The sequence below is a fragment of the Microlunatus sagamiharensis genome (genome assembly GCF_900105785.1).
Taxonomy (GTDB): Bacteria; Actinomycetota; Actinomycetes; order Propionibacteriales; family Propionibacteriaceae; genus Microlunatus; species Microlunatus sagamiharensis.
Genome location: NZ_LT629799.1, coordinates 1,656,999 through 1,681,890, shown reverse-complemented (window position 1 = coordinate 1,681,890; position 24,892 = coordinate 1,656,999). Strand labels below are relative to the sequence as shown.

Here is a 24,892-nt window from a genome sequence, read left to right as displayed (position 1 = left end):
CCCAGCAGGACATCTGTGGACAACTCCGCGCACCGCTTCGCATGCCGTCCGGACTGCGCCCAGGTTGCTGTCACCGAGCCGACGTTGCAGCCTGGGCCCAGTGCGAGGAACCTGTGCGCGCACAGGTTCCCGACGAAGAGGTGGCGCACGCGGGCGCAGAACGGGGCGGAGGGGAGCGGGATGACGACGTACGTGGCGTTCCTGCGGGGTGTGAACCTCGGGGCCGACCGGGCGGTCTCGATGCCCCGGCTCGTCGAGCTCGCCGGGGGACTCGGCTACGCGGACGCCTGGACCTACCTACGCACCGGCAACCTCGTGCTCACCACCGACCGGGCCGCGAGCGCCGTCGAGCGTGAGCTCACACACGCCCTCCGGGAGGAGTACGGCGCGGACGTCGACGTGACGGTGCGGACGGCCGCCGAGCTGCGGGCGGTGCTCGCCGCGAACCCCTTCCCGGACGCCTCGGCGAGCCAGGTCACGGTCGCCTTCCTCGTCGGCGAGCCGCCCGCGGGCGTGGAGGACCGGCTCGCCGCGGTGGCCACGGAGGCGGAGCCGTACGCCGTCCACGGGCGGGAGGTGTGGGTCCGCTACGGCGCCGGGCAGGCCCGCAGCCGGCTCGCGGCGGGCTTCAGCCGGGTCGTCGGCGTCAGCGCCACCACCCGCACGCTCGGCACGGTCGAGAAGGTCCTCGCGCGGCTCGACGCCCGTGCCGGCTGAGGCTGGCGGCGCCCGCGCCTAGGCTCGCGCCATGACCGACGTCAGCGTGGCCCCCGACGCGCCGGGCGCGGCCGGTGAGCGCGTCGGACCCAGCACGCTGCGCCGGATCGCCCGGCTGCTGGCGCCGTACAAGACCAAGATGCTGCTGGTCCTCGCCGCGGTCGTGCTCTCCGCGCTGCTCGGCGTGGCCGCACCGTTCCTGACCAAGGCCGTCTTCGACGACGCCCTGTTCCCGGTCGACGGCCGGGCGCCGGACTTCCACCTGCTCGGCTGGCTGGTCGCCGGGCTCTGCGCGATCCCGGTGGCGACCGCGCTGATCGGCATCGGGCAGAACTGGCTGACCAGCACGATCGGCAACTCCGCGATGGCCGACCTGCGCGGCGACCTCTTCGCCCACCTGCAGAAGATGGAGCTGGCGTTCTTCACCGCCACCAAGACCGGGGCGATCCAGTCGCGGCTGGCCAACGACGTGAGCGGGGTCCGCACGGTCCTCACCGACACGGCGACGACCATCGTGCAGAACTCGGTGACGGTCATCTCGGCGTTCGTCGCCATGGTCCTGCTGAGCTGGCAGCTGACGGTCATCACGCTCGTCCTGATGCCGCTGTTCGTGTGGCTGCAGCTGCGCGTGGGACGCCGTCGCCAGCGCCTGGCCCGGCGCACGCAGGAGTCGCTGTCGGAGATGACCGCGATCACCGAGGAGTCGCTGTCGGTCTCGGGCATCCTGCTGGCGAAGGTCTTCAACCGCGCCGGCTCCGAGGTCCGCCGCTACCGCGAGGAGAACGCCCGCCAGACGCGGCTCCAGGTCGAGCAGGCCATGACCGGGCGCGCCTTCTTCGCCCTGGTGCAGACGTTCTTCGCGATCACCCCGGCCCTGATCTACCTGGCGGCGGGCTTCATCATCACCGGCCGCGTCACCGCCGGGGCGGCCACGCTCACCGCCGGGACGCTCGTCGCCTTCACGACCCTGCAGGCACGTCTGCAGATGCCGCTGATCCAGCTCATGCGGGTCACGCTCGACGTGCAGACCTCGCTGGCGCTGTTCCGGCGGATCTTCGAGTACCTCGACCTCGTCCCGGCGATCGTGGAGCGCCCCGGCGCCCGGCCGCTGCCCCCGACCGTGTCGGGCGGCTCGGTCGAGTTCGCCGACGTGTCGTTCCGCTACCCCGAGCCCCGGGTCCTGAGCGGCACGGCGCCCGGTGGCCCGCGCTTCGACGAGCCGGCGCCCGAGCGCGCCCCGCGCGTCGCGGTCGAGGGCGAGGTCCCGCCGGGTGAGCGGTGGACGCTGCGGCAGCTGTCGCTGCGCATCGAGCCGGGCCAGCTCGCCGCCATCGTGGGGCCGTCGGGGTCGGGCAAGACGACGATGACCTACCTCGTGCCGCGCTTCTACGACGTCACCGAGGGTGCGGTGCTCGTCGACGGCGTCGACGTCCGCGAGGTCACCATGGACTCCCTCGCCGAGACCGTCGGGATGGTGACCCAGGAGCCGTACCTCTTCCACGGCACCGTCTACGACAACATCGCGTACGCCCGTCCTGGTGCGACGGAGGCGGAGGTCCACCAGGCCGCGGTAAACGCGAACATCCACGACCGGATCATGAGCTTCGAGGACGGCTACGACACCGTCACCGGCGAGCGCGGCTACCGGCTCTCGGGCGGGGAGAAGCAGCGCCTCGCCATCGCCCGGGTCTTCCTGATGGACCCCCGCGTGCTGATCCTCGACGAGGCGACCTCGGCGCTCGACACCGAGACCGAGCGGCTGGTCCAGGAGGCCCTGGAGCGGGCCACGAGGGGCCGCACGACGATCGCCATCGCCCACCGGCTCTCGACGATCCAGAACGCCGACGTGATCTTCGGCCTCGAGGACGGGCGACTGGTCGAGCAGGGCACCCACGCCGAGCTCCTCGCCTCGGGCGGGCTCTACGCCCGCCTGTACGCCGAGCAGTTCGGTGACGGCAAGGTCGAGGCGCGCTTCGCCGACGGGGTGCTGTTCACCGACGGGCGCACGCTCTGCGACCCCGAGGACGGCGACCGCGAGCGGCGCCGGGCCGACGTCTCGGTCTGAGGGTCTTCCGGGCTGTCAGTGGCCTGTGCGAGTGTGACCTCACCCAGTCGCCTCGTGGAAGAGCCTCCGTGACCCTTCGCCGCTCACTCGTCGCCACCGCAGCCGCCGCGCTGCTGGTCGGCGGCCTCCTCGGTCCATCCGCCGCCGCCGCGCCGGCGGCCCCCACCACGCCCACCGCGCCCGCCGCGCCCAAGTCCCCCGCCGTGGACACGGCGAAGCAGGACAGGACCTACACGCCGGCTCCGATCGACTGGGGCACGTGCTCCTCGACGGCGCTCCAGCAGCGCGGCTTCGAGTGCGGCCGGCTGGCTGTGCCGCTCGACTACGCCAAGCCCGGAGGCACCAAGATCACGCTCGCGCTTACCCGGCTCGTCCACAAGGGCGACCGCTACCAGGGCGTCATGCTGACCAACCCGGGCGGACCGGGCGGCTCGGGGCTCACCCTGCCGGTCCTGCAGCAGTACGTCCCGGACAAGGTCGGCGAGACCTACGACTGGATCGGCTTCGACCCCCGTGGCGTGGGCCAGTCCGAGCCGGCCGTCTCCTGCGACCCGGGCTTCGGCGGCTTCGACCGGCCCCGCTACGTGCCCTCGAGCCCGGCGGTCGAGCAGACGTGGTTCGACCTCACCAACGCCTACACCGACGCCTGTGCTGCGAACAACGGCGCGATCCTCGACCACCTGACCACGCTCGACTCGGTCAAGGACATGGAGAGCATCCGCCGGGCGCTCGGCGAGAAGAAGATCAACTACTACGGGTTCTCGTACGGCACCTACCTCGGCCAGGTCTACAAGACGCTCTACCCCGACCGTCTGCGCCGGGCCGTCTTCGACGGCGTCGTCGACCCGCGCGGCGTCTGGTACGAGGCCAACCTCGACCAGAACCGCGCCTTCGAGAAGACCATCAACGCCTGGTTCGCGTGGGTCGCCGAGCACGACAGCACCTACCGCCTCGGCACGACGGAGACGGCCGTCCGGCTGGCCTTCTACCGCGCGCAGGAGAAGCTCTACGACGACCCCGCGCAGGCCGAGGGCGGCCTCATCGGTGGCAGCGAGTGGACCGACGTCTTCCTGTCGGCCGGCTACTACGTCTACGGCTGGACCGACCTGGCGGAGGCGTTCTCGGCGTACGTGAACGACGGCGACATCTCCGGCGTCGCGGCGAACTTCGGGTTCGACCCGTCCGACCCCCAGGCCGACAACGGCTACGCGGTCTACCTCGGCGTGCAGTGCACCGACGCCTCGTGGCCCGACAGCTGGAAGACCTGGCAGAAGGACGCCTGGTCGATCTACGTCGACGCGCCCTTCGAGACCTGGGGCAACACCTGGTACAACGAGCCCTGCCGCCACTGGCCGGGCCAGGTGACCAAGCCGGTCAAGGTCAAGGGCGACAAGACCGGCAGCATCCTGCTGATCAACGAGACGCTCGACGCGGCGACGCCGTACTCGGGCGCCATCGAGGTCCGCAAGCGCTTCAAGGGCGCCCGGCTCATCGAGGGCGTCGGCGGCACGACCCATGCCGGTTCGCTGTCCGGCGTGGCCTGCACCGACGACCGGATCGCGGACTACCTCGACACCGGCAAGCTCCCGAAGCGGAAGTCGGGCAACCGCTCCGACGTCAAGTGCGACCCGGTCCCCGCGCCGGAGCCGCCGGCGGCCAACGGCCGCTCGGCCAAGACCGTCGACACGAGCCGCTACGCCGAGCTGAAGCAGCTCAAGAGCGAGGCCCTGCCGCGCTGAGCCGGATCCCGTCCGGCGCCGCTCGGTGACCCTCGTCATGGCCCGCACGCGCCCGTCCCCGCCCTCGCGGCGGGGGCGGGCGCGTCGTGGTGGGGGACTCCTCGCGGACGCGCTTAGGCTGTCCTTCCGATGAGCAGCCCCACATCAACGGCAGACAGCTTCGTGCACCTGCACGTGCACTCCGAGTACTCGATGCTCGACGGTGCGGCACGCATCAAGGACCTCTTCGCCGGGTGCGAGGAGCAGGGCATGCCCGCCATCGCGGTGACCGACCACGGCAACCTGTTCGGCGCCTACGAGTTCCACAAGGCGTCCAAGGGGACCGGGGTCAAGCCGATCGTGGGCCTCGAGGCGTACGTGACGCCCAAGACCCACCGCAGCGAGCGCAAGCGGGTCCGCTGGGGCGACGCCAAGGCCGGCTCGAACGGCGACGACGTCTCCGGCGGCGGTGCCTTCACCCACATGACGATGTGGGCGTCCTCGACGACCGGGCTGCACAACCTCTTCCGGATGGGCTCGCTCGCCTCGCTGGAGGGCTACTACTTCAAGCCGCGCGTCGACCGTGAGCTGCTGAACACCTACGGCAAGGGCCTCATCGCCACGACCGGGTGCCCCTCGGGGGAGGTGCAGACCTACCTGCGCCTCGGCAAGTACGACGAGGCGGTGGCGAGCGCGGCCGAGTTCCGCGACATCTTCGGCGCCGAGAACTACTACGTCGAGCTGATGGACCACGGGCTCTCGATCGAGAACCGCGTGCGCCAGGACCTGCTGCGGCTCTCTCGTGACCTCAAGCTCCCGCTCGTCGCCACCAACGACCTGCACTACGCGACGCGGGCCGAGGCCGCCGCGCACGAGGTGCTGCTCTGCGTGCAGTCCGGCTCGACGATGGCCGACGCCAACCGCTTCAAGTTCGACGGCGACGGCTACTACCTCAAGTCGCCGGCCGAGATGCGCCGGCTCTTCGCCGAGCTGCCCGAGGCCTGCGACAACACCCTCGCGATCGCCGAGCGGTGCGACATCTCCTTCGCCGAGGGGACCGGCACCTACATGCCGCGCTTCCCCTGCCCGCCGGGGGAGGACGAGACCTCCTGGTTCGTCAAGGAGGTCGAGACCGGTCTGCGCCGCCGCTACCCCGGCGGCATCCCCGACGACGTGCGCCGCCAGGCCGAGTTCGAGACCGGCGTCATCACCCAGATGGGCTTCGCCGGCTACTTCCTCGTCGTCGCCGACTTCATCAACTGGGCCAAGGAGAACGGGATCCGGGTCGGCCCGGGCCGTGGGTCGGGCGCCGGCTCGATGGCGGCGTACGCGATGCGGATCACCGACCTCGACCCGCTGCAGCACGGCCTGATCTTCGAGCGCTTCCTCAACCCCGACCGCGTCTCGATGCCCGACTTCGACATCGACTTCGACGAGCGCCGCCGCGGCGAGGTGATCCGCTACGTCACGCAGAAGTACGGCGAGGACCGCGTCAGCCAGATCGTCACCTACGGCACGATCAAGGCCAAGCAGGCCGTCAAGGACGCCTCCCGCGTGCTCGGCTACCCCTTCGGGATGGGGGAGCGGCTGACCAAGGCGATGCCCCCGCCCGTCATGGGCAAGGACGTGCCGCTGGGCAAGCTCTTCGACAAGGAGCACCCCCGCTACGGCGAGGGCGGGGAGTTCCGCTCGATCTACGAGTCCGACGCCGACGTGCAGAAGGTCGTCGACACCGCCCGCGACCTCGAGGGCCTCAAGCGCCAGTGGGGCGTGCACGCGGCCGGCGTGATCATGAGCAGCGAACCGCTCATCGACATCATCCCGATCATGCGCCGCGAGCAGGACGGCGCGATCATCACCCAGTTCGACTACCCGACCTGCGAGTCGCTGGGTCTGATCAAGATGGACTTCCTCGGGCTGCGGAACCTCACCGTGCTCGACGACGCCGTCAAGAACATCAAGCTCAACCGCGGCGTCGACCTGGTGCTGGAGGACCTCGCGCTCGACGACCCGGCCACGTACGCGCTGCTGGGCCACGGCGACACGCTCGGGGTCTTCCAGCTCGACGGCGGGCCGATGCGCTCGCTGCTGCGCCTGATGCGCCCGGACAACTTCGAGGACATCTCCGCGGTCCTCGCGCTCTACCGTCCCGGCCCGATGGGTGTGGACAGCCACACGAACTACGCCCTGCGCAAGAACGGGCGCCAGGACATCACGCCGATCCACCCTGAGCTCGAGGAGCCCCTGAAGGAGATCCTCGGCACGACGCACGGCCTGATCGTCTACCAGGAGCAGGTGATGGCGACCGCGCAGAAGGTCGCCGGCTACACCCTGGGCCAGGCCGACCTGCTGCGCCGGGCGATGGGCAAGAAGAAGAAGGAGATCCTCGACGCGGAGTTCAAGCCGTTCTCGGCCGGGATGAAGGCCAACGGCTACTCCGACGCGGCCATCAAGGCGCTGTGGGACGTGCTGGTCCCCTTCTCCGACTACGCGTTCAACAAGGCGCACACGGCGGCGTACGGGCTCGTCTCCTACTGGACCGCCTACCTCAAGGCCAACTTCCGGGCCGAGTTCATGGCCGCGCTGCTGACCTCGGTCGGCGACGACAAGGACAAGATGGCCATCTACCTCGGCGAGTGCCGGCGGATGGGCATCCAGGTGCTGCCGCCCGACGTCAACGAGTCGGAGGCGAACTTCACCCCGGTCGGGACCGACATCCGCTTCGGCCTCACCGCCGTGCGCAACGTCGGCGCGAACGCGGTCGACAAGATCGTCGTCGCCCGCCTCGAGCAGGGCAAGGCGCCCGACTTCTACTCCTTCCTCGACGTCGCCGACCTCGTCGTGTGCAACAAGCGGCTCATCGAGTCGCTGGTCAAGGCCGGCGCCTTCGACTCGATGGGCCACACCCGCCGCGCGCTGATGAGCATCTACGAGTCGGCGGTCGACGGCGTGCTCGACCTCAAGCGCAACTCCGCGCGCGGCCAGGACGCCTTCGACTTCGGCTTCGACCCCGACGACGACGAGGCCGGTTCCTCGCACATCACCGGCGTCGTGCCCGACCTGCCGGAGTGGGACAAGCGGACCAAGCTCGCCTTCGAGCGGGAGATGCTCGGGCTCTACGTCAGCGACCACCCGCTCTTCGGGCTGGAGCACATCCTCTCCACCGAGCGCGACATCAGCATCGGCGAGCTGCTCTCCGACGACGGCCCCCGCGAGGGCCAGGTGACGATCGCCGGGATGATCACCAACGTCAACCGCAAGACGACCAAGCGGGGCGACCTGTGGGCGGTGCTGACCGTCGAGGACCTCGAGGCCTCGATCGAGGTGCTGCTGTTCCCCAAGGCGTACGACCTGGTGTCGACGGTGCTGGCCAGCGACGTCGTCGTCCGGGTCAAGGGCCGGATCAAGTCCGACGACGACTCCGTGTCGCTCAACGCCTCCGAGCTCACGCTGCCCGACGTCAGCGAGGCGCCGACCGGCCCGGTCGTCATCTCGCTGCCCGCGGTGCGCTGCACCCCGCCGGTCGTCGCCCAGCTCAAGACGGTGCTGTCGGCCTACCCCGGCACGACGGAGGTGCGGCTGCGGCTGCAGAGCTCGGGGCGATCGACGCTGATGCGGCTCGACTCCCACCTCAGCGTCAGCCCCTCCGGACCGCTGATGGCCGACCTCAAGGCCCTGCTCGGCCCCTCCTGCCTGGCCTCGTGACGCCCCCGTGACCAGCCCGGACGCGCGCCGCTTCGGCGCCTTCCTCGCCCTGGCCCTCGGCCTCGGTGCGGCGGCGGGCGTGGTCTGGTGGGCGGTGACCGACCTCCCGACCTTCCGCGTCGTCAACGGCGGCGGGGCGGTGACCTCCGAGCGCGGCCTGGCCGGCTACATCGCGGCCGACGCGTGGTTCGTCGTCTGCGGGGTCGTGGTCGGGCTCGTCCTGGGTCTGCTCGCCTGGCGCTGGTTCGGACGCGCGGGGTGGCCCGTCGTGCTCGTCGCCGTCGTCGTCGGCGCCGCGGCCGGGCTGGTGTGCTGGTGGGTGGGCTACGAGCTGGGGCCCGGGGCCTTCGACGTCCGGCTGGCCGCCGCCCGTCCCGGCGACCAGGTCCCCGTCGAGCTCACGGTCCGCGCCCGGGTCGCCCTGGCCGTCTGGCCGCTCTTCGCCGTCGTCCCCGTGCTGCTCGCCGCCTCGCTGGGCCGCGACCCCGAGGTCGACGCCCCGAGGAGCCCGTCAGCGGCTCACCGGCGCCACCGTCGCCCGCGTGACGGCGACCAGGTCGGCGGGCGCGAGCTCGACCTGAAGGCCGCGACGGCCCCCCGAGACGTGGATGGTCCCGAAGTCCTGCGCGGACGCGTCGACCACCGTGGGCAGCGGCGTCCGCTGCCCGAGCGGGGAGATCCCGCCGAGCACGTAGCCGCTGGAGCGCTGCGCGGCGGCCGGGTCGGCCATCACCGCGCGCTTGGCCCCGACCGCGGCGGCCAGCGCCTTGAGATCGAGCTGGCGCGCGACCGGCACCACCGCGACCACCAGCTGCGAGCGTCCGTCGGCGGTGTCGGCCACGTCCGCGACCAGGGTCTTGAACACCCGCGCCGGGTCGAGCCCGAGCGCCGCCGTCGCCTCGTCGCCGAAGTGCCGCTCGCCGTCGTGGTGCTCGTAGGGGTGCAGCGTGTGTGCCACCCCGGCCCGCGTCAGCGCCTCGGTCGCCGGGGTCCCGCCGGCCTGCTTCTTCGCCACCCCGCCATCCTGTCGCACCCCTTGCGTAGGGTCGTGGACCATGACCGCGACCACCGCCGCTCCCACCTCGACCGCGCTCTCGGACCGCATGACCGCCGCCGTGCTCCACGCGCCGGGCGACATCCGGGTCGAGGAGGTCGATGTCCCGACGCCGGGGCCCGGTCAGGTGCTGCTGCGCGTCGCGGCCTGCGGGGTCTGCGGCTCCGACATCCCGCGGATGCTGCGCAACGGCGGCTACGTCATGCCGATCATCTGCGGGCACGAGTTCTCCGGCCACGTGGTGGCCCACGGGCCGGGCGTCGAGCCGGGTCCGGGCACCGCGGTCGGCGACCTCGTCTCGGTGCCGCCGCTGATCCCGTGCCGCGTCTGCGCGCACTGCGTGCAGGGCGACTTCGGCCTCTGCGAGACCTACGACTACTTCGGCAGCCGCAGCGACGGCGCGTACGCCGAGTACGTCGTCTCCCCGGTCGGCAACCTGCTGCCGATGCCCGAGGGCCTCGACCCGCGCGCCGCCGCCATGCTCGACCCGGCCGCCATCGCGCTGCACGCGATCTGGAAGACCGGCCTGCGCACCGGCCAGCGGGTGCTGGTCGTCGGCGCCGGCCCGATCGGGCTCTTCGCCGTGCAGTGGGCGCGGCTCGCCGGCGCCTCGGAGGTCGTCAGCCTCGACCTCAGCGAGGAGAAGGCGGCGATGGCCCGCGAGGCCGGCGCGACCGCCGCGGTGCAGACCGCGGACCAGGCCCGCGAGCTCGCCGGGGCCGGCTTCGACGTCGTGCTGGAGTCGGCCGGCGCACCGACCACCGCCGACCTCGCCGCGAGCCTCGTCGGGCCGAAGGGCCACGCCGTCTTCGTCGGCATCCCGCACGCGCCGGTCGAGCTGGCCAAGGACACCTGGAACCGCTTCATGCGCCTCGAGGTGACGCTGCACGGCGCGTGGAACTCGTTCTCCGCGCCCTTCCCGGGCGACGAGTGGCGCACCGCCGCGGCCAAGATGGCCAGCGGGGACCTGCGCTGGGAGTTCATGATCACCCACGAGCTGCCGCTGTCGGCGCTGCCGCAGATGATGCAGACCCTCGGCGACCGGTCGGAGTTCACCTCCAAGGTGCTGTTCGTCCCGTCCGCCCGGTGATCGGCGGAGGCATCCTGCTGGCCATCGACCTGGGCACCGAGGGTGCCCGGGTCGGGGCCTTCACCGTCGACGGCGACCCGCTGGGTTCGGTGCACCGCGGCTACCGCACCACCTACCCGCGGCCCGGCTGGGCCGAGCAGGACCCCGAGGAGTGGTGGGACGCCGTCGTCGACGCGACCCGGACGCTGCTCGCCGAGCCGCGGGCTGCCGCCGCCGGGCCGGTGGTCGCGCTGGCCTGCGCCACGACCGCGTCGACCGTCGCGGTGCTCGACGAGGCCGGTCGTCCGCTGCGCCCGGCCATCCTGTGGATGGACTCGCGGGCCTGGGCCCAGTCGGCCGCCACGGCGCGCCTCGCCGAGGAGCACCCCGTGCTGGCCTGGTCGGGCGGGTCCGACGCGGCCGAGTGGCTGCTGCCCAAGGCGGTCTGGGTGGCCGAGCACGAGCCCGAGGTGTACGCCCGCGCGGCGCGCGTGGTCGAGGCGATCGACTACCTGACGTTCCGGCTGACCGGGCGCTGGGTCGGCTCGCAGATGAACGCGGTCTGCAAGTACAACTACGACCCGCTCGCCGGCCGCTTCCCGCACGAGCTGTACGCCGCGCTCGGGGTGCCCGACCTGCGCGACCGGCTGCCCGACGAGGTCGTCGAGGTCGGCGGTCTCGCCGGGCCGCTGACCACGGAGGCCGCGGAGGCCCTCGGCATCGCGCCGGGCGCGTCGGTCGCGGTCGGCGGGATCGACGCGCACGTCTCCCTGCTGGCCTGCGGCGGCGGGTCCGAGGGCCTGGTCTCGGTCGTGTCCGGGACGAGCTCGGCGATCATCGCCGAGCTGGCGCCGGCCGGCGAGCCGGTGCTGAGCCCCGAGGTCTGGGGGCCCTACCCGCACGCGCTGCGGACCGACCGCTGGCTCGTCGAGGGCGGCCAGGTCAGCAGCGGCTCGGTGCTCACCTGGGCGGCGGAGTCGATCATGGGCGTCAGCCGGGCCGAGCTGCCCGCCCTCGTCCGTGGTGCGGCGGCGGTCGAGCCGGGCGCGCACGGGCTGCGCGCGCTCGACACCTTCATGGGCAACCGGACGCCGCACCGCGACCCGCGCCTGCGGGGCGCCGTCGTGGGGCTGACCCTGGGCACCACGCGTGAGGAGCTCTACCGGGCGAGCGTCGAGGCCGTGGCCTGCGGGACCCGGGCCGTCGTCGAGTCCTTCGTGCGCGCCGGGGTGGTGTGCGACCGGCTGGTGCTGTCCGGCGGGATCGAGCACAACCCGCTGTGGCAGCAGGTGACCGTCGACGTCCTGGGCCGCGAGGCGGAGATCGTGGCCGGCGACAACCTCACGCTGCGGGCCTGCGCCGTCATCGCCGCGACCGGCGCCGGGCTCGTGGGCAGCCTGGACGAGGGGGCCGCACGGTTCGCGCCCCGCACGCGGACGCTGACCCCCCACCCGGGCCGGCACGAGGTCTACCGGCAGACCTACGACGACTACGAGAGCCTGCTGCACACGCTCGCGCCGGTCATGCACGCGTCGGTCGACCGCTTGGGCCGAGGCTAGGCCGTGTCTCTCAATTCCGACGGGTGCTGGCGCGGCCCCGCATCCCGACCGGCGGCGCCGGCCTCGCTCGGCGCAGCCCGCTGCGCTCTCGCTCCTCCGGCTTGCCGGACCGGGCGCGGAGGCCCCGCCACCACCTGCCGGAACTGAGAGACACGGCCTAGACCGGCACCAGCAGGCGCAGCAGGGCGGTCACGGCGACCGCGACGACGAAGACGACCAGGAAGCCGCGGCGCAGCACCAGCGCCGCGGCCCCGGCGGCCACCCCGGCGAGCACCCGCCAGTCCAGCGCGTACGGGCCGGGGCCGTCGCCCGACTCCACGAGCTGCACGGCGACGAGGGCGGCCAGCATGGCCACGGGCAGCAGGGTCGTGACGCGCTGCACGCGACGGTCGGCGAGGACGGACTCCGGCAGCGAGAGCCCCGCGAGCTTGATCAGGTAGGAGCCGACGCAGGCCACGAGGACGGGGACCCAGAGGTTCATGCGGCCTCCTGCTGCTGCGGCAGCAGCCCGCCCACGACCGCCGCGGTCGCGGCGGCGAGGACCGGGATGCCGCCGGGCGCGACCGGGACGAGGGCCAGCGCGATCGCGGCCCCGGCCAGGGCGACCCAGCGGGCGCGCACCGAGCGGCGCAGCGCGGGCCAGACCAGGGCGAGGAAGACCGCCGGGCCCGCCGCGTCGAGCCCGAGGACGTCGGTGTCGACGGCCGAGCCGACCAGCGCCCCGACGAAGGTGCCCGCGTTCCAGCAGGCGAAGAGCACCACGCCGGTCGAGAAGAAGGCGAGGCGCTGCTCGGGCCGGGTGGTCTGGGCGGTGGCCATGGCCGTCGTCTCGTCGATGACCAGGTGGGCGGTGAGCAGCCGCCGGGCTCCGTGGCTGTCGAGGACCGGCGCGAGGGTGACGCCGTAGAACCCGTTGCGCAGGGCGAGCAGCAGCACGGGGCCGAGCGCGGCCCAGGCCGAGCCGCCCGCGCCGACCACCCCGGCCAGCGCGAACTGCGACGCCCCGGAGAAGAGCACCGCGCTGAGCGCCTGCGCCTGGCCGCGGGTCAGGCCCGAGGCGACGGCCACCGCGCCGAAGGTCAGGCCGAAGGCGCCCGCGTACACCCCGATGCCGGCCGAGGCGCGCCAGATCGCGGCTCGGGCGGTGTCGCGCGGCGCGGTGGGCACGCGGGGGACCCTACGCAGAACGCGAGGGGGCGGACCGTCCTGCTCACCTAGGATTGCCCCGTGCTGGCGACCATCGACCTGCGGGGCCGGACCGACCTCGACCCCCGGACCGTCGTGCCGCGCGCGGCGGTGGACGTCGAGGCGGCGCTGGCCGTCGTCAAGCCCGTCTGCGACGACGTCGCGGCCCGGGGCGAAGAGGCGCTGCGCGAGCTGTCCGAGCGCTTCGACCGGGTGGTCCCCGCGTCGTTCCGGGTGCCCGCGGCGGCCCTCGACGAGGCCGTGGAGCGGCTCGACCCCGAGCTGCGCGCGGCGTTCGAGGTGTCGATCGCCCGGCGCCGCGAGGTCTGCGAGGCCGAGCTCGGCCCGCTCGCCGTCGACGTGGACGTCGCGCCCGGGGCGCGGGTCACGCAGCGGATGGTGCCCGTCGAGCGCGTGGGCCTCTACGTGCCCGGCGGCCTGGCGCCGCTCGCCTCCAGCGTGATCATGAACGTGGTCCCGGCCCAGGTCGCGGGCTGCACGTCGATCGCGGTGACCTCGCCGCCGCAGCGCGAGTTCGGCGGCCTGCCGCACCCCTCGATCCTCGCGGTCTGCCGGCTGCTCGGCGTCGAGGAGGTGTACGCCGTCGGCGGCGCGCAGGCCGTGGCGATGTTCGCGTACGGGGTGCCCGGGCTGTGCGAACCGGTCGACATGGTCACCGGACCGGGCAACATCTACGTCGTCGCGGCCAAGCGGCTGCTGCGCGGGCGCGTGAGCATCGACTCCGAGGCGGGTCCGACCGAGATCGTCGTGCTGGCCGACGAGACCGCCGACGCCGACCTGGTCGCCGCCGACCTGCTGTCCCAGGCCGAGCACGACCCGCTGGCCGCCTCCGTGCTCGTCACCGCCTCGACGGCGCTCGCCGAGCGCGTGCAGGCGGTGCTGCCCGACCTCGTCGCGGCGGCCAAGCACTCCGAGCGCGTCCGCACCTCCATGGGCGGGCGGCAGTCCGCCGTCGTGCTCGTCGACGACCTCGAGCAGGGCCTGCTGGTCGTCAACGGCTACGCCGCCGAGCACCTCGAGATCCAGACCGCCGACGCGCCGGCCGTGGCCGCGCGGGTGCACAACGCCGGCGCGATCTTCGTCGGGTCGTTCTCGCCGGTCTCGCTCGGCGACTACTCCGCCGGCAGCACCCACGTGCTGCCCACCGGCGGCTGCGCCTGCCACTCCTCGGGGCTCAACGTGAAGTCGTTCCTCAAGGCGATGCACGTCGTGACCTACGACCGCGACGCGCTGGAGGCGGTGGCCCGCCACGTCGAGGTCTTCGCCGAGGCGGAGGACCTGCCCGGCCACGGGGCCGCGGTCTCCGCGCGCTTCCAGACGGTCCGGTCCGACCGGTGACGGGCCTCGCCGAGCTCCCCCTGCGGCCCGAGCTGGTGGGGGAGCAGCCGTACGGCGCGCCCCAGCTCGACGTCGCCGTGCGGCTCAACGTCAACGAGAACCCGTACGGCCCGAGCGAGGCGGTCATCGCCCAGATCGCCGCCGCGGTGACCGAGGTGGCGCGCGACCTGAACCGCTACCCCGAGCGCGACGCCGTCGCCCTGCGCGGCGACCTCGCGGCCTACCTCGGCCACGGGCTGACCGCCGACCACGTGTGGGCGGCGAACGGCAGCAACGAGGTGATGCTGCACGTGCTGCAGGCCTTCGCCGGACCGGGACGCACCGTGCTGAGCTTCGCGCCGACCTACTCGATGTACCCCGAGTACGCCCGCGACACCCACTCGGGCTTCGTGACCTTCCCGCGCGAGCACGACTTCACGATCGACGTCGACGCGGCGCTCGCGGCCATCGAGCAGACCCGGCCCGACGTGGTCCTCGTGACCAGCCCCAACAACCCGACCGGGACGGCCCTGCCGCTCGAGGTCGTCGTGGCGCTGGTCGACGCGAGCCCGGGGGTCGTCGTGGTCGACGAGGCCTACCACGAGTTCGCCCGCACGGGCACGCCGAGCGCGCTCGAGCTGCTGCCCGGGCGTTCCCGCCTCGCGGTGAGCCGCACGATGTCGAAGGCGTTCGCCTTCGCCGGCGGCCGGCTCGGCTACCTGGCCGCCGACCCGGCCTTCGTCGACGCGCTGCGCGTCGTCCGGCTGCCGTACCACCTCTCCGCCGTCACCCAGGCCGTCGCCCGGGTCGCCCTGGCCAACGCGACAGAGATGCTCGCCGCCGTCGACCGGCTCCGGGTCGCCCGCGACGAGGTCGCCGCCTGGCTCGCCGGCCGCGGGCTCGAGGTCGCCGACTCCGACGCGAACTTCGTCCTGTTCGGCCGCTTCGCCGACCGCCACGCGGTGTGGCAGGGCCTGCTCGACCGGGGCGTGCTGATCCGCGAGGTCGGGCCCGCCGGCTGGCTACGGGTCTCCGCGGGCACGCCCGAGGAGATGACCGCCTTCACCCAGGCCCTCGACGAGGTCCTGGCCGACGACGACGTGAGCGCGAGGATGCCGTGACCCAGCCCCACACCGCGACCCCCGGCAGCACCGGCCGGCCGGCTCGACGGGCGAGCCTCGAGCGCGCGACCAGCGAGTCGAGCATCCGCGTCAGCCTCGACCTCGACGGCAGCGGCGCCTCGAGCATCTCCACCGGGGTCGGCTTCTACGACCACATGCTCACCGCGCTGGCCCGTCACTCCCTGGTCGACCTCGAGGTCCACGCCACCGGCGACACCTACATCGACGCGCACCACACCGTCGAGGACGTCGCGATCACCATCGGGCAGGCGCTGCGGCAGGCGCTCGGCGACAAGACCGGCATCCGCCGCTTCGGCGACGCGCTCGTGCCCCTCGACGAGGCGCTCGCTCAGGCCGTCGTCGACGTGTCGGGGCGCCCGTACGCGGTGTGCACCGGCGAGCCCGAGGGCCAGGTGTACGCCCGGATCGGCGGCGGGGACCTGGCCCCGGACGGGCGCACGAGCGTGCCGTACACGGGTTCGCTGACCCGGCACGCGTTCGAGTCCCTCGCCTTCCACGCCCACCTCTGCCTGCACGTCCGCGTGCTGGCCGGCCGCGACCCGCACCACGTCGTCGAGGCGCAGTTCAAGGCCGTCGCCCGCGCGCTGCGCGAGGCGGTCGCCTACGACGAGCGCGTGGTCGGGGTGCCGAGCACGAAGGGTTCGCTGTGAGCCCGGGTCCCTCCTCGCCCGACGTCGTGGTCCTCGACTACGGGTCGGGCAACCTCCGCTCCGCGGAGCGGGCGGTAGCGCGCACGGGCGCGAGCGTGCTGCTGACCGACGACGCCGAGGCCGCGCTCGAGGCACCCGGGCTGGTCGTGCCGGGCGTGGGTGCGTACGCGGCCTGCATGGCGGGGCTGCGCGCGGTGGGCGGACCCGACGTCATCGCCGCCCGGGTCGCCGCCGGACGGCCGACGCTGGCCATCTGCGTGGGCCACCAGATCCTCTTCGGCTCGGGCATCGAGCACGGCGTCGAGGCCGACGGCGTGGGCGTCTGGCCCGGCGTCGTCGAGCGGCTGCACGCCGAACGGCTGCCGCACATGGGCTGGAACACCGTCGAGGCGCCCTCGGGCACCCGCCTCTTCGACGGCGTGGCCGACGAGCGCTTCTACTTCGTGCACAGCTACGGCGTGCGCGAGCTCGACGAGCCCGAGGGCCGGCTCGTGACGTGGGCCGAGCACGCCGGTGACCGGTTCGTCGCCGGGGTGGAGGAGGGGCCGCTCTGGTCGACCCAGTTCCACCCGGAGAAGAGCGGCGACGCGGGCGCCCGGCTCGTGGCCAACTGGGTCGCCACGATCTGATCCGGCGGGCGCACGAACCCGGCGGCGCCACCCCTCTTGAGGACTGTCGTAGGGGGGCTCTAGCGTCACCCTCCTCAGACCTCGACGGCGAGGGCTGGGGGAGGAGCGGACCCGTGGTCGAGACCCCGAAGACGCCGCGCAGGCGGTCCAGCAGCACCGGCAGCAGGTCGGCCGCGCTGCTCGTCACCGTGGCGCTGACGGGCAGCGGTCTCGCCGCCGTGGCGCCGGCCGCGCAGGCTGCCCCCGGCGCCGCTTCCGACCCGGCGCTCGCGCGCTCGACCGAGCTCTCCGAGACGAGCCGGCTCGCCGACCGCCGCACGGTGGTCACCGGCGACGAGGCCTGGGTGCTCGGCACGGCCGACGGCCGGTTCCCCGCGGCCGGCTTCCACACCCGCGGCGAGATGGGCGGCTTCTGGACGCCGAGCCTCAAGCTGCTCGACGGGATGTGGTTCGGCCTCGACGACCAGTGGATCGGCGAGGGCACGAGGACGACCTCGGGCTGGGGCTACGTCCGCACCGACCTGCCGGCGACCGACGGCGTCGCGGCGAGCCGCACCGACTTCGTCCCCGACGGCGTGCCGGGCGCCCTGGTCGGGCTGACCCTGCAGTCCTCGACGACGAAGACCGTCACGCTGCGCGCCGACGCCCACTCCGAGCTGATGGGCTCCTACCCGTGGGGCGAGACCACCCCGAGCCAGACGACGGTCAACCTGCCCGACACCGCCGCGGTCGAGGGCAGGGCGCTGCTCTTCCGCGACCGCGGCACGCCGCCCGGCCCCAACCAGACGGCGCACGACTGGGCCGCGGCCTTCGGCTCCGCCGTCCAGCCCAGCGCCACCGACCTCGGCCCCGACCACCGCGGGCCGCAGGACCCGGCCGTGGTCTGCCCGGCCTCCGGGCCGGACGCTCCGACCCAGCCGAAGCGCTGCGACGACACCGAGTACGGCCGGGGGACGGGCGGCCAGCTCTCCTACGAGCTGCGCCTGACCAAGGACACCCCGACGACGGTCTGGTTCGGTGTCGGGGGCTCGCGCTCCGGGCCCGACGGCGCGAAGGCCGCGCTCTCGACGCTCCTCGCCGACCCCGACGCCGCCCTCGCGGCCAAGGTCGCGGCCCGGGAGAAGGTCGACCGGCGCACTGTCGTCTCGCTGCCCGACGACGAGCTCACCGAGCAGAGCGTCGCCTGGTCCAAGCAGATGCTGGCCGCGTCCGTGCAGCGCGCGGACGACGTCGCGCTCCGGGTGGTGGACGCGGGTAAGCAGTACCCCGCGCCCGTGGCCACGCTCGACTCGATGCGCTGGCTCGGGGCCGGCTGGCCCGACTACACCTGGCTCTTCGGCACCGACGGCGAGTTCACGGCCTTCGCCTCCGTCGCCGCGGGGCAGTTCGGCCCGATCAAGGCGCACCTGCGCACCCTCCGCGACGTGTCCGAGGCGGTCAACGGCGGCAGCGGCAAGATCGTCCACGAGGTGACGCCGGACGGCGCGGTCTACTTCGGCGCCAACGCCGACGAGGGCAACACCGACGAGTCGGCGAAGTACCCCTCCGCCGTCGCCCTGGTCTGGCGCTGGTCCGGCGACCAGCGGTTCCTGCGCGACCTCTACCCGGCGAGCGTCAGGGCGATGCGCCACGTCGCCTCGCTCGACACCGACGGCTGGCCCGAGGGCCTCGGCAACGTCGAGCGGAACGGGATGGGCGAGGAGAAGCTCGACAACACCGTCTACACGATCCGCGGCTACGCCGACCTGGCCGACCTGGCCAAGGCGCGCCACGACACGAAGACGGAGCGCTGGGCCACAGGGCAGGCGCTGCGGCTCGCCACGAAGTTCGAGAAGGCCTGGTGGTACGGCCGGGACGGGGCCCGCTCGTACGCCGACTCGCTCGACCCGAGCCCGGTGGGCGGGGCGAACACCAGGATCTTCCAGCGCCACTGGATCGGGCTGACCCCGACCGACGCGGTCCTGCCGGCGATCAGGGGCCGCAAGGCCGGGCCGCTGGCCTCCGCCGGCCACGCCCGCACCACGCTGGCCCAGCACGAGCGGCCGTGCTTCACCGGGCCGCTCGGGCTCTACCACACGGGTACCGGGGCGAACAGCGTCGCCGGCGACACCGACGGGCAGAGCTGTGACGACGTCGTGTCGTCGGTGACCAACGAGACGTCGATCTTCACGCTCAACAGCGCGATCGCCGGGGTCAGCGAGGGCAACTACGGCCGCCTCGCCGCCGACCAGCAGGGCGTCTACGTCCACGGCAACGCGCGCAGCCAGCTCGACCCCGACCTGTGGGAGATGCCCGGCGCGATGCCTGAGATCGTCCCCGGCGGCTCCTTCGGCGCGAACATCGACAAGCTGCTGACCGAGCGCTCGATGGTCATGCAGGCGTGGGGCGCGTACGGGACGCTCTGGCCGGTCGTGCACCAGTGGCTCGGCGTCTCGCCGGACATGGGCCGTGACCGCCTCGCCGTCGTCCCCCAGCTCCCGCCGGACCAGCGCTCCGCCTCGGCGAAGCGCATCCGGGTCGGCGAGGGCAGCGTCGACGTGAGCGCCGAGCGGACTCGCGTCGGGGCGAGGACGCGCTACACCACCACCGTGACCCGGCACGGCGGGACCGACCTCGTCGTCGGGACCGTGGTGCCGAAGGGGAGCAAGGTCGCGACCGCGACGCTCGACGGCCGCAAGGTCCGTACGGCGCTGACCCCGACGAGCCGCGGGCTGGAGGTGAGCGTCAAGGCCCGGGGCCTGCGGGGCACCTCGCGCCTCGTGGTCACCACCCGCTGAGGCGGGGGAGGCCCTCGCTGCTCCGGTAGAGTCGTCCGGTGCTCCCGAGCGATCCCGCGGTCGAGAACGACCACCTCGTCCTCCTCCCCGCCGTCGACGTGGCGGGCGGCCAGGCCGTCCAGCTCGTGCAGGGCGTGGCCGGGTCGGAGAAGGTGTTCGGCGACCCCATGGCCGCGGCCCGGCGCTGGGTCGACGAGGGCGCGGAGTGGATCCACCTCGTCGACCTCGACGCGGCCTTCGGTCGGGGCAGCAACGCCGCGGTGCTCGCGCCGATCGTCTCCGCCGTCGCGGCGGCCGGGGTCCAGGTCGAGCTGTCCGGCGGCATCCGCGACGACGCGAGCCTGGAGCGTGCCCTGTCCACCGGGTGCGCCCGCGTCAACATCGGTACCGCGGCGCTGGAGTCGCCCGAGTGGTGCGAGCGGGTGATCGCCCGGCACGGCGACCAGGTCGCGATCGGGCTCGACGTGCGCGGCACCCGCCTGGCGGCCCGCGGCTGGACGCAGGAGGGCGGCGAGCTCGACGAGACGCTGGCCCGCCTCGTCGCGGCTGGCTGCGCGCGCTTCGTGGTCACCGACGTCGCCAGCGACGGCATGCTCTCCGGCCCCAACCTCGCCCTCCTCGAGCACGTCTGCTCCCGCACCGACGCCCCCGTCGTGGCGAGCGGCGGCATCAGCAGCCTGGCCGACCTCGAGGCCCTGTCCGGGCTGGTCGACCGCGGCGTCGAGGGCGCCATCATCGGCACCGCGCTGTACGTCGGCAGCTTCACGCTGCCCGAGGCGCTGGCCGTCACGAGCCGACGAGAGGCCCGCGCATGAGCGTCCCCGCCGACACCTTCCACCGCGGGCCCGCGCTGAGCGAGCTGCGCGAGCCGGTCCACGGCCCGCTCCTGGACGGGCGCCTGCGCGACCTCCTCGACGGCAAGAAGATCGTCATGACCGGGGTGACCGGCTTCATCGGCGAGCAGCTGCTGTGGAAGATGCTGACCGAGCTGCCCGGCACGACCCCGTCGGTGCTGGTGCGACGCAAGGGCTCGGCCGGCGCCGAGGCCCGTGTCCGCAGCCTGCTGAAGAAGAAGATCTTCGCCCCGCTGGCCGAGGAGGCCGGGGGTCTCGACGCGCTGCTGGCGCGCGTCGAGGTCATCGAGGGCGACCTGCCGAACGTCCCCGAGCTGCCCGCCGACCTCGACGTCGTCGTGCACTGCGCGGGCGACGTGTCCTTCGACCCGCCGATCGACCAGGCGTTCACGACGAACGTCGTCGGCACGCAGCGGCTCATGGAGCGGATGCTCGAGGCCGTCACCGGACCCGACGGCGAGCGCACCAAGGTCCCGCACTACGTCCACATCTCCACCGCGTACACCGCGGGCCGTCGTCGCGGCGCGATCCCCGAGGCCGGCCACGTGCACGGCATCGACTACGAGGCCGAGACCCGCGCCGGGCTGGCCATGCGCGAGCAGGTCGAGGCGGCCTCGCGGATGCCGGAGCAGCTGACCGCGCTGCGCCACCAGGCCGAGCGCCAGCACCGCCAGGCCGGCTACCTGACCACGGCGGCCGACACCGAGCGCCGCCGCCAGGAGTGGGTGACCGCCGAGCTCGTCGCCGCCGGCACCGAGCGGGCCCGCTCGCTCGGCTGGACCGACGTCTACACCTTCACCAAGGCCCTCGGCGAGCGCGTGGTCACCGACCTCGGCGCCGACATCGAGGTCTCGATCGTCCGCCCCGCCATCGTCGAGTCGAGCTGGCTCCACCCGTACCCGGGCTGGATCGAGGGCTTCAAGATGGCCGAGCCGCTGATCCTGGCCTACGGCCGCGGCGAGCTGCCGGAGTTCCCGGCCTCGGCCGACTCGGTGCTCGACATCGTGCCCTGCGACCTGGTCGTCAACGCGATCCTCGCCGTCTGCGCCACGGACCCGACGCCGGGGGAGCCGGAGTACTACCACGTCAGCTCCGGCGCCCGGAACCCGCTGACCTTCCACGACATGTACGGCCACATCCGCTCGTACTTCACCGCGCACCCGCTGGAGAACGTCACCAAGCCGGGCGCCCCGCTTCCCGAGTGGACGTTCCCCGGCGCGGTGTCGGTGGAGCGGCTGCTGTCGACCTCCGAGCGCGCCCACGGGGTGGCCGAGCGGATCGTCTCGCGCGCCCCGCGGTCCAACCGGAGCCGCAAGCTGGCCCGCGACCTCGACAAGCTGCGCGGGCGCCTCGACTTCTGGCGGCGCTACCACACGCTCTACAACGAGTACGCCCAGTCGGAGCTGCACTTCGTCGACGACAACACGCTCGCGCTGTCGCGCTCGCTCGACGCGGCCGACGTCGACGCCTTCGCCTTCGACACGGCCGGCTACGACTGGACGACCTACATCGAGGAGGTCCACTGCCCCTCGGTGACCGCCTCCGTACGCCGGATGGACGCGCTGCGCAAGCGTCGCGGGTCACGGCCGACGACGATGCGCGACCTCTCGGCCAACACGGCCGGTTCGTCGGCGGTCGCGGTCTTCGACCTCGACGGCACGATCATGTCGACCAACGTCATCGAGCAGTACCTGTGGGCCCGCCTTCCGGAGCTCTCGCCGGTGGAGCAGCTCGTCGAGGTCGGCGGGGTGCTGGGACGGCTGCCCGGCTACCTGCTCACCGAGCAGCGCGACCGCGGCAGCTTCCTGCGCGCCGTCTACCGCCGCTACCGCGGGCTCGACCTCGCCGAGCTCGAGCAGCGCGTCGACACGACGATGAACGACTTCATCCTCAGCCGGGTCGCGCCGGACGCCCTCCAGCGCATCGAGGAGCACCGGGCCGCCGGGCACACGACGATCCTCATCACCGGTGCGGTCTCGGTGCTGACCCGGCCGCTGCGCGAGCTCTTCGACGTGATCCTGGCCGCCGAGCTCGGGACCGACGCCGAGGGCCGCGCGACCGGCTTCCTCAAGACGCCGCCGCTGGTGGGGGAGTCGCGCTCGGCGTGGTTGCGCCACTACGCGTCCCTGCACGGGGTCGACCTGACCAAGAGCTTCGCCTACGCCGACAGCCACTCCGACCTGCCGATGCTCTCCACGGTCGGCAACCCGGTCGCGGTGAGCCCGGACATCTCGCTGATGCGCGCCGCCCAGCGCAACCAGTGGTCGATCGTGGAGTGGAGGACGAAGTCGCCGAGCCCCCGCTGGCACCTGCCCTCCTCCTGAGCTCGCCCGCCCCGCTCACCCCACAGGCCTCCTCGGCTCGCGCGCAGCCTCACCTCCGCGAAACGCTGACGAAAGACAGAAGATCGAGCCAGATCGCTGTCGTCCGTCAGCGGTTCGCCGGGGGATGGGGCTGTCCACAACCCCGACGGAACCGGAGCGCGTTCTGCACAAGGGGCGCTGACGAGCGGCACGACGAGCGCGGCCGCAGCAATGCTTCGGCGTGGAGGTCGTACGCGGACGAGTTCGTCGGACCGGCTGGGCCCGTGTGGCCCACGGGGTGCACGTCGGCAGCGCCGAACCGGACCTGCGCGAGCGGCTGCTCGGCTGGTGCGAGGTGCTGCCGGACAGCGCGGTCCTCACCCACCTGACCGCAGCCGAGGCGCGGGGATGGTGGCTCCCGTCTTCGGTGCCCCATCCCGTGCTCGCCTCCGTCGACGAGCGCGAGCGGCATCCTCAGCGACGGGGGCTGAAGGTCGTACGCCTGGCTGCGCCGCCCGCGTACGAGGAGGTCGACGGTCTCCGGCTGGCCACACCGGCCGAGACGCTGCTGGCCTGCGCCGCCGACCTCCACGTCCTCGACCTCGTCCCGCTCGGGGACTCCGCCCTCCGGCTCGGGCACTGCACGCTGGACGAGCTGTGGGACGCGACCGGGGCCAGGCGTCGGGGCACACCGTTGCTGAGGGCCGTGCTGCCGCTGCTCGACGCACGGAGCGAGTCCGCGTGGGAGTCGGTCCTGCGCGTGCTCCACCGGACAGCCGACGTCGAGGTCGAGCCGCAGCGCGAGATCTGGACTACGCACGGAACCTTCGTCGCCCGCGCCGACCTCTGGCTCGTCGGGACGCGCCGCATCCACGAGTACGACGGGGCCGACCACCGCGAGGCGGAGACGCACCGGACGGACCTCGCCCGCGAGCGCCGGCTCGTCGACGAGGGCTGGGAGCGCTGCGGCTACACGGCGCGGGAGGTGCTGAGACGTGGCGGCGACGTCATCGCCGCCGCCGACGCCGCGCTCGGACGTCCCTGGGTGCCGGCGCGACTCGACGCCTGGCGCTCGTTGGTCGCCCTGTCGCTCTACGGCTCCACCGGCCGGCAGCGCGCTCTCCGCCGGTGGTCCTCCGCGAACCGCTGACGCCCGACAGCCGATTCGACGAATCGGCTGTCGTCTGTCAGCGGTTCGCGGGTCTGCCGCTGGGGTGCGAGCCAGGAACCGGAGAGCCCGGGCTCCGTTGGGGGTGCACCGCAGGGCGGGACTAGGATTCTGAACCATGTCGGGTCACTCCAAGTGGGCAACCACCAAGCACCAGAAGGCGGTCGTCGACGCGCGCCGCGCCAAGTCGTTCGCCAAGCTCATCAAGAACATCGAGGTGGCGGCACGGATCGGCGGGGGTGACCTCGACGGCAACCCGACCCTGTACGACGCCGTGCAGAAGGCGCGCAAGACCTCGGTCCCCAAGGACAACATCGAGCGCGCCATCAAGCGCGGCTCCGGCGCCGAGGGCGGCGGCTCGGACTACGAGACGCTGTTCTACGAGGCGTACGGCCCGGCCGGCATCGCGATCCTCATCGAGTGCCTGACCGACAACCGGAACCGCTCGGCGTCCGAGGTCCGCATCGCCGTGACCCGCAACGGCGGGACGATGGCCGACGTCGGCTCCACCGCCCGGGTCTTCAGCCGCAAGGGCGTGGTGCTCCTGCCCAAGAAGCAGGAGTCGCGCGAGCTCACCGAGGACGACGTCCTCGAGGCGACGCTCGACGCCGGGCCCGACGAGGTCAACGACCTGGGCGACGCCTTCGAGGTCATCAGCGACCCGAACGACACCGTGGCCGTGCGCACCGCCGTGCAGGAGGCCGGGCTCGACTACGACTCCGCCGAGGTGTCGTTCGTGCCGGAGTTCACCCAGCCGGCCGACCTCCCGACCCTCGAGAAGCTCGAGAAGCTCGTCGACGCCCTCGAGGACTCCGACGACGTGCAGAACGTCTTCACCAACGTCGAGGCTCCCGACGACGCCCTGGTGCCCTCTTCCTAGGAGCCGCTCGCGCGCCGGGCGCTCGACCGCCCGGCTGCCGACGCTCGCGGCTGAGCTAGCGCCGCGTGTCGGGCGTGCG

Annotated in this window: 18 protein-coding genes; 15 read left to right on the top strand and 3 right to left on the bottom strand. The window is 73.2% G+C overall.

The annotated features are described in order from the left end of the window. Positions 1–180 precede the first annotated feature (180 nt). From BLU42_RS07590 to dnaE, 4 genes are all read left to right on the top strand, one after another. On the top strand, positions 181–717 hold the full coding sequence (locus tag BLU42_RS07590) for a DUF1697 domain-containing protein (protein ID WP_157719879.1): 537 nt from the start codon (positions 181–183) through the stop codon (positions 715–717). Between the two features lie 31 nt (positions 718–748). Continuing rightward, positions 749–2,782 (top strand): ABC transporter ATP-binding protein, encoded by a 2,034-nt coding sequence (locus BLU42_RS21590; protein WP_091073931.1) that lies wholly within the window; start codon positions 749–751, stop codon positions 2,780–2,782. Between the two features lie 68 nt (positions 2,783–2,850). Further along, positions 2,851–4,521 carry an alpha/beta hydrolase gene (locus BLU42_RS07580; protein ID WP_091073930.1) on the top strand — a complete coding sequence of 557 codons (1,671 nt, stop codon included), beginning with the start codon at positions 2,851–2,853 and terminating at the stop codon, positions 4,519–4,521. A gap of 129 nt (positions 4,522–4,650) precedes the next feature. Further along, entirely contained in the window at positions 4,651–8,205 is a 3,555-nt protein-coding gene (gene dnaE, locus BLU42_RS07575) for a DNA polymerase III subunit alpha (protein WP_091073929.1), read from the top strand. Positions 8,206–8,716: 511 nt separating this feature from the next. Here dnaE and ybaK read toward each other — a convergent pair. Further along, complete coding sequence (gene ybaK / locus BLU42_RS07570; RefSeq protein ID WP_091073928.1) at positions 8,717–9,220, bottom strand: Cys-tRNA(Pro) deacylase; 504 nt, start codon at positions 9,218–9,220, stop codon at positions 8,717–8,719. A 40-nt stretch (positions 9,221–9,260) separates the two neighbouring features. Between ybaK and BLU42_RS07565 the strand changes: the two genes are divergently transcribed. Next, entirely contained in the window at positions 9,261–10,349 is a 1,089-nt protein-coding gene (locus tag BLU42_RS07565) for a galactitol-1-phosphate 5-dehydrogenase (RefSeq protein WP_197680659.1), read from the top strand. Continuing rightward, positions 10,346–11,887, top strand: coding sequence for an FGGY-family carbohydrate kinase (locus tag BLU42_RS07560; protein ID WP_231918496.1), 1,542 nt, complete (start codon positions 10,346–10,348; stop codon positions 11,885–11,887). Before BLU42_RS07565 ends, BLU42_RS07560 begins: the two co-directional genes overlap by 4 nt. Positions 11,888–12,044: 157 nt before the next feature. Here the strand turns inward: BLU42_RS07560 and BLU42_RS07555 are convergent, their stop codons facing one another. Next, positions 12,045–12,368 carry an AzlD domain-containing protein gene (locus BLU42_RS07555; RefSeq protein WP_091073927.1) on the bottom strand — a complete coding sequence of 108 codons (324 nt, stop codon included), beginning with the start codon at positions 12,366–12,368 and terminating at the stop codon, positions 12,045–12,047. After that, the gene (locus BLU42_RS07550) at positions 12,365–13,054 is read right to left on the bottom strand and encodes an AzlC family ABC transporter permease (RefSeq protein WP_091073926.1); all 690 of its coding nucleotides are present in this window, start codon (positions 13,052–13,054) and stop codon (positions 12,365–12,367) included. The genes BLU42_RS07555 and BLU42_RS07550 overlap by 4 nt, the downstream gene beginning before the upstream one ends. Positions 13,055–13,114: 60 nt before the next feature. On the opposite strand from BLU42_RS07550, the gene hisD reads away from it, so the two are divergent. From hisD to BLU42_RS07505, 9 genes are all read left to right on the top strand, one after another. Beyond that, the gene (hisD, locus tag BLU42_RS07545; protein ID WP_091073925.1) at positions 13,115–14,431 is read left to right on the top strand and encodes a histidinol dehydrogenase; all 1,317 of its coding nucleotides are present in this window, start codon (positions 13,115–13,117) and stop codon (positions 14,429–14,431) included. Next, the gene (locus tag BLU42_RS07540; protein ID WP_091073924.1) at positions 14,428–15,531 is read left to right on the top strand and encodes a histidinol-phosphate transaminase; all 1,104 of its coding nucleotides are present in this window, start codon (positions 14,428–14,430) and stop codon (positions 15,529–15,531) included. The genes hisD and BLU42_RS07540 overlap by 4 nt, the downstream gene beginning before the upstream one ends. After that, the gene (gene hisB, locus BLU42_RS07535) at positions 15,528–16,202 is read left to right on the top strand and encodes an imidazoleglycerol-phosphate dehydratase HisB (RefSeq protein WP_091073923.1); all 675 of its coding nucleotides are present in this window, start codon (positions 15,528–15,530) and stop codon (positions 16,200–16,202) included. The genes BLU42_RS07540 and hisB overlap by 4 nt, the downstream gene beginning before the upstream one ends. Next, positions 16,199–16,831, top strand: coding sequence for an imidazole glycerol phosphate synthase subunit HisH (hisH, locus tag BLU42_RS07530; RefSeq protein WP_091073922.1), 633 nt, complete (start codon positions 16,199–16,201; stop codon positions 16,829–16,831). The genes hisB and hisH overlap by 4 nt, the downstream gene beginning before the upstream one ends. A 113-nt stretch (positions 16,832–16,944) precedes the next feature. Then, entirely contained in the window at positions 16,945–19,608 is a 2,664-nt protein-coding gene (locus BLU42_RS07525) for a glucosidase family protein (RefSeq protein ID WP_231918495.1), read from the top strand. A gap of 38 nt (positions 19,609–19,646) precedes the next feature. Next, positions 19,647–20,423, top strand: coding sequence for a bifunctional 1-(5-phosphoribosyl)-5-((5-phosphoribosylamino)methylideneamino)imidazole-4-carboxamide isomerase/phosphoribosylanthranilate isomerase PriA (priA, locus tag BLU42_RS07520; protein ID WP_091073921.1), 777 nt, complete (start codon positions 19,647–19,649; stop codon positions 20,421–20,423). Then, positions 20,420–22,786, top strand: a complete 2,367-nt coding sequence (locus tag BLU42_RS07515) for an HAD-IB family hydrolase (protein ID WP_091073920.1) — start codon at positions 20,420–20,422, stop codon at positions 22,784–22,786. The genes priA and BLU42_RS07515 overlap by 4 nt, the downstream gene beginning before the upstream one ends. Positions 22,787–23,051: 265 nt before the next feature. After that, positions 23,052–23,915: a hypothetical protein gene (locus tag BLU42_RS07510; protein WP_091073919.1), complete on the top strand. Its 864-nt coding sequence runs from the start codon at positions 23,052–23,054 to the stop codon at positions 23,913–23,915. A gap of 136 nt (positions 23,916–24,051) precedes the next feature. Continuing rightward, complete coding sequence (locus BLU42_RS07505) at positions 24,052–24,813, top strand: YebC/PmpR family DNA-binding transcriptional regulator (RefSeq protein WP_091073918.1); 762 nt, start codon at positions 24,052–24,054, stop codon at positions 24,811–24,813. The last annotated feature ends 79 nt before the right edge of the window (positions 24,814–24,892 follow it).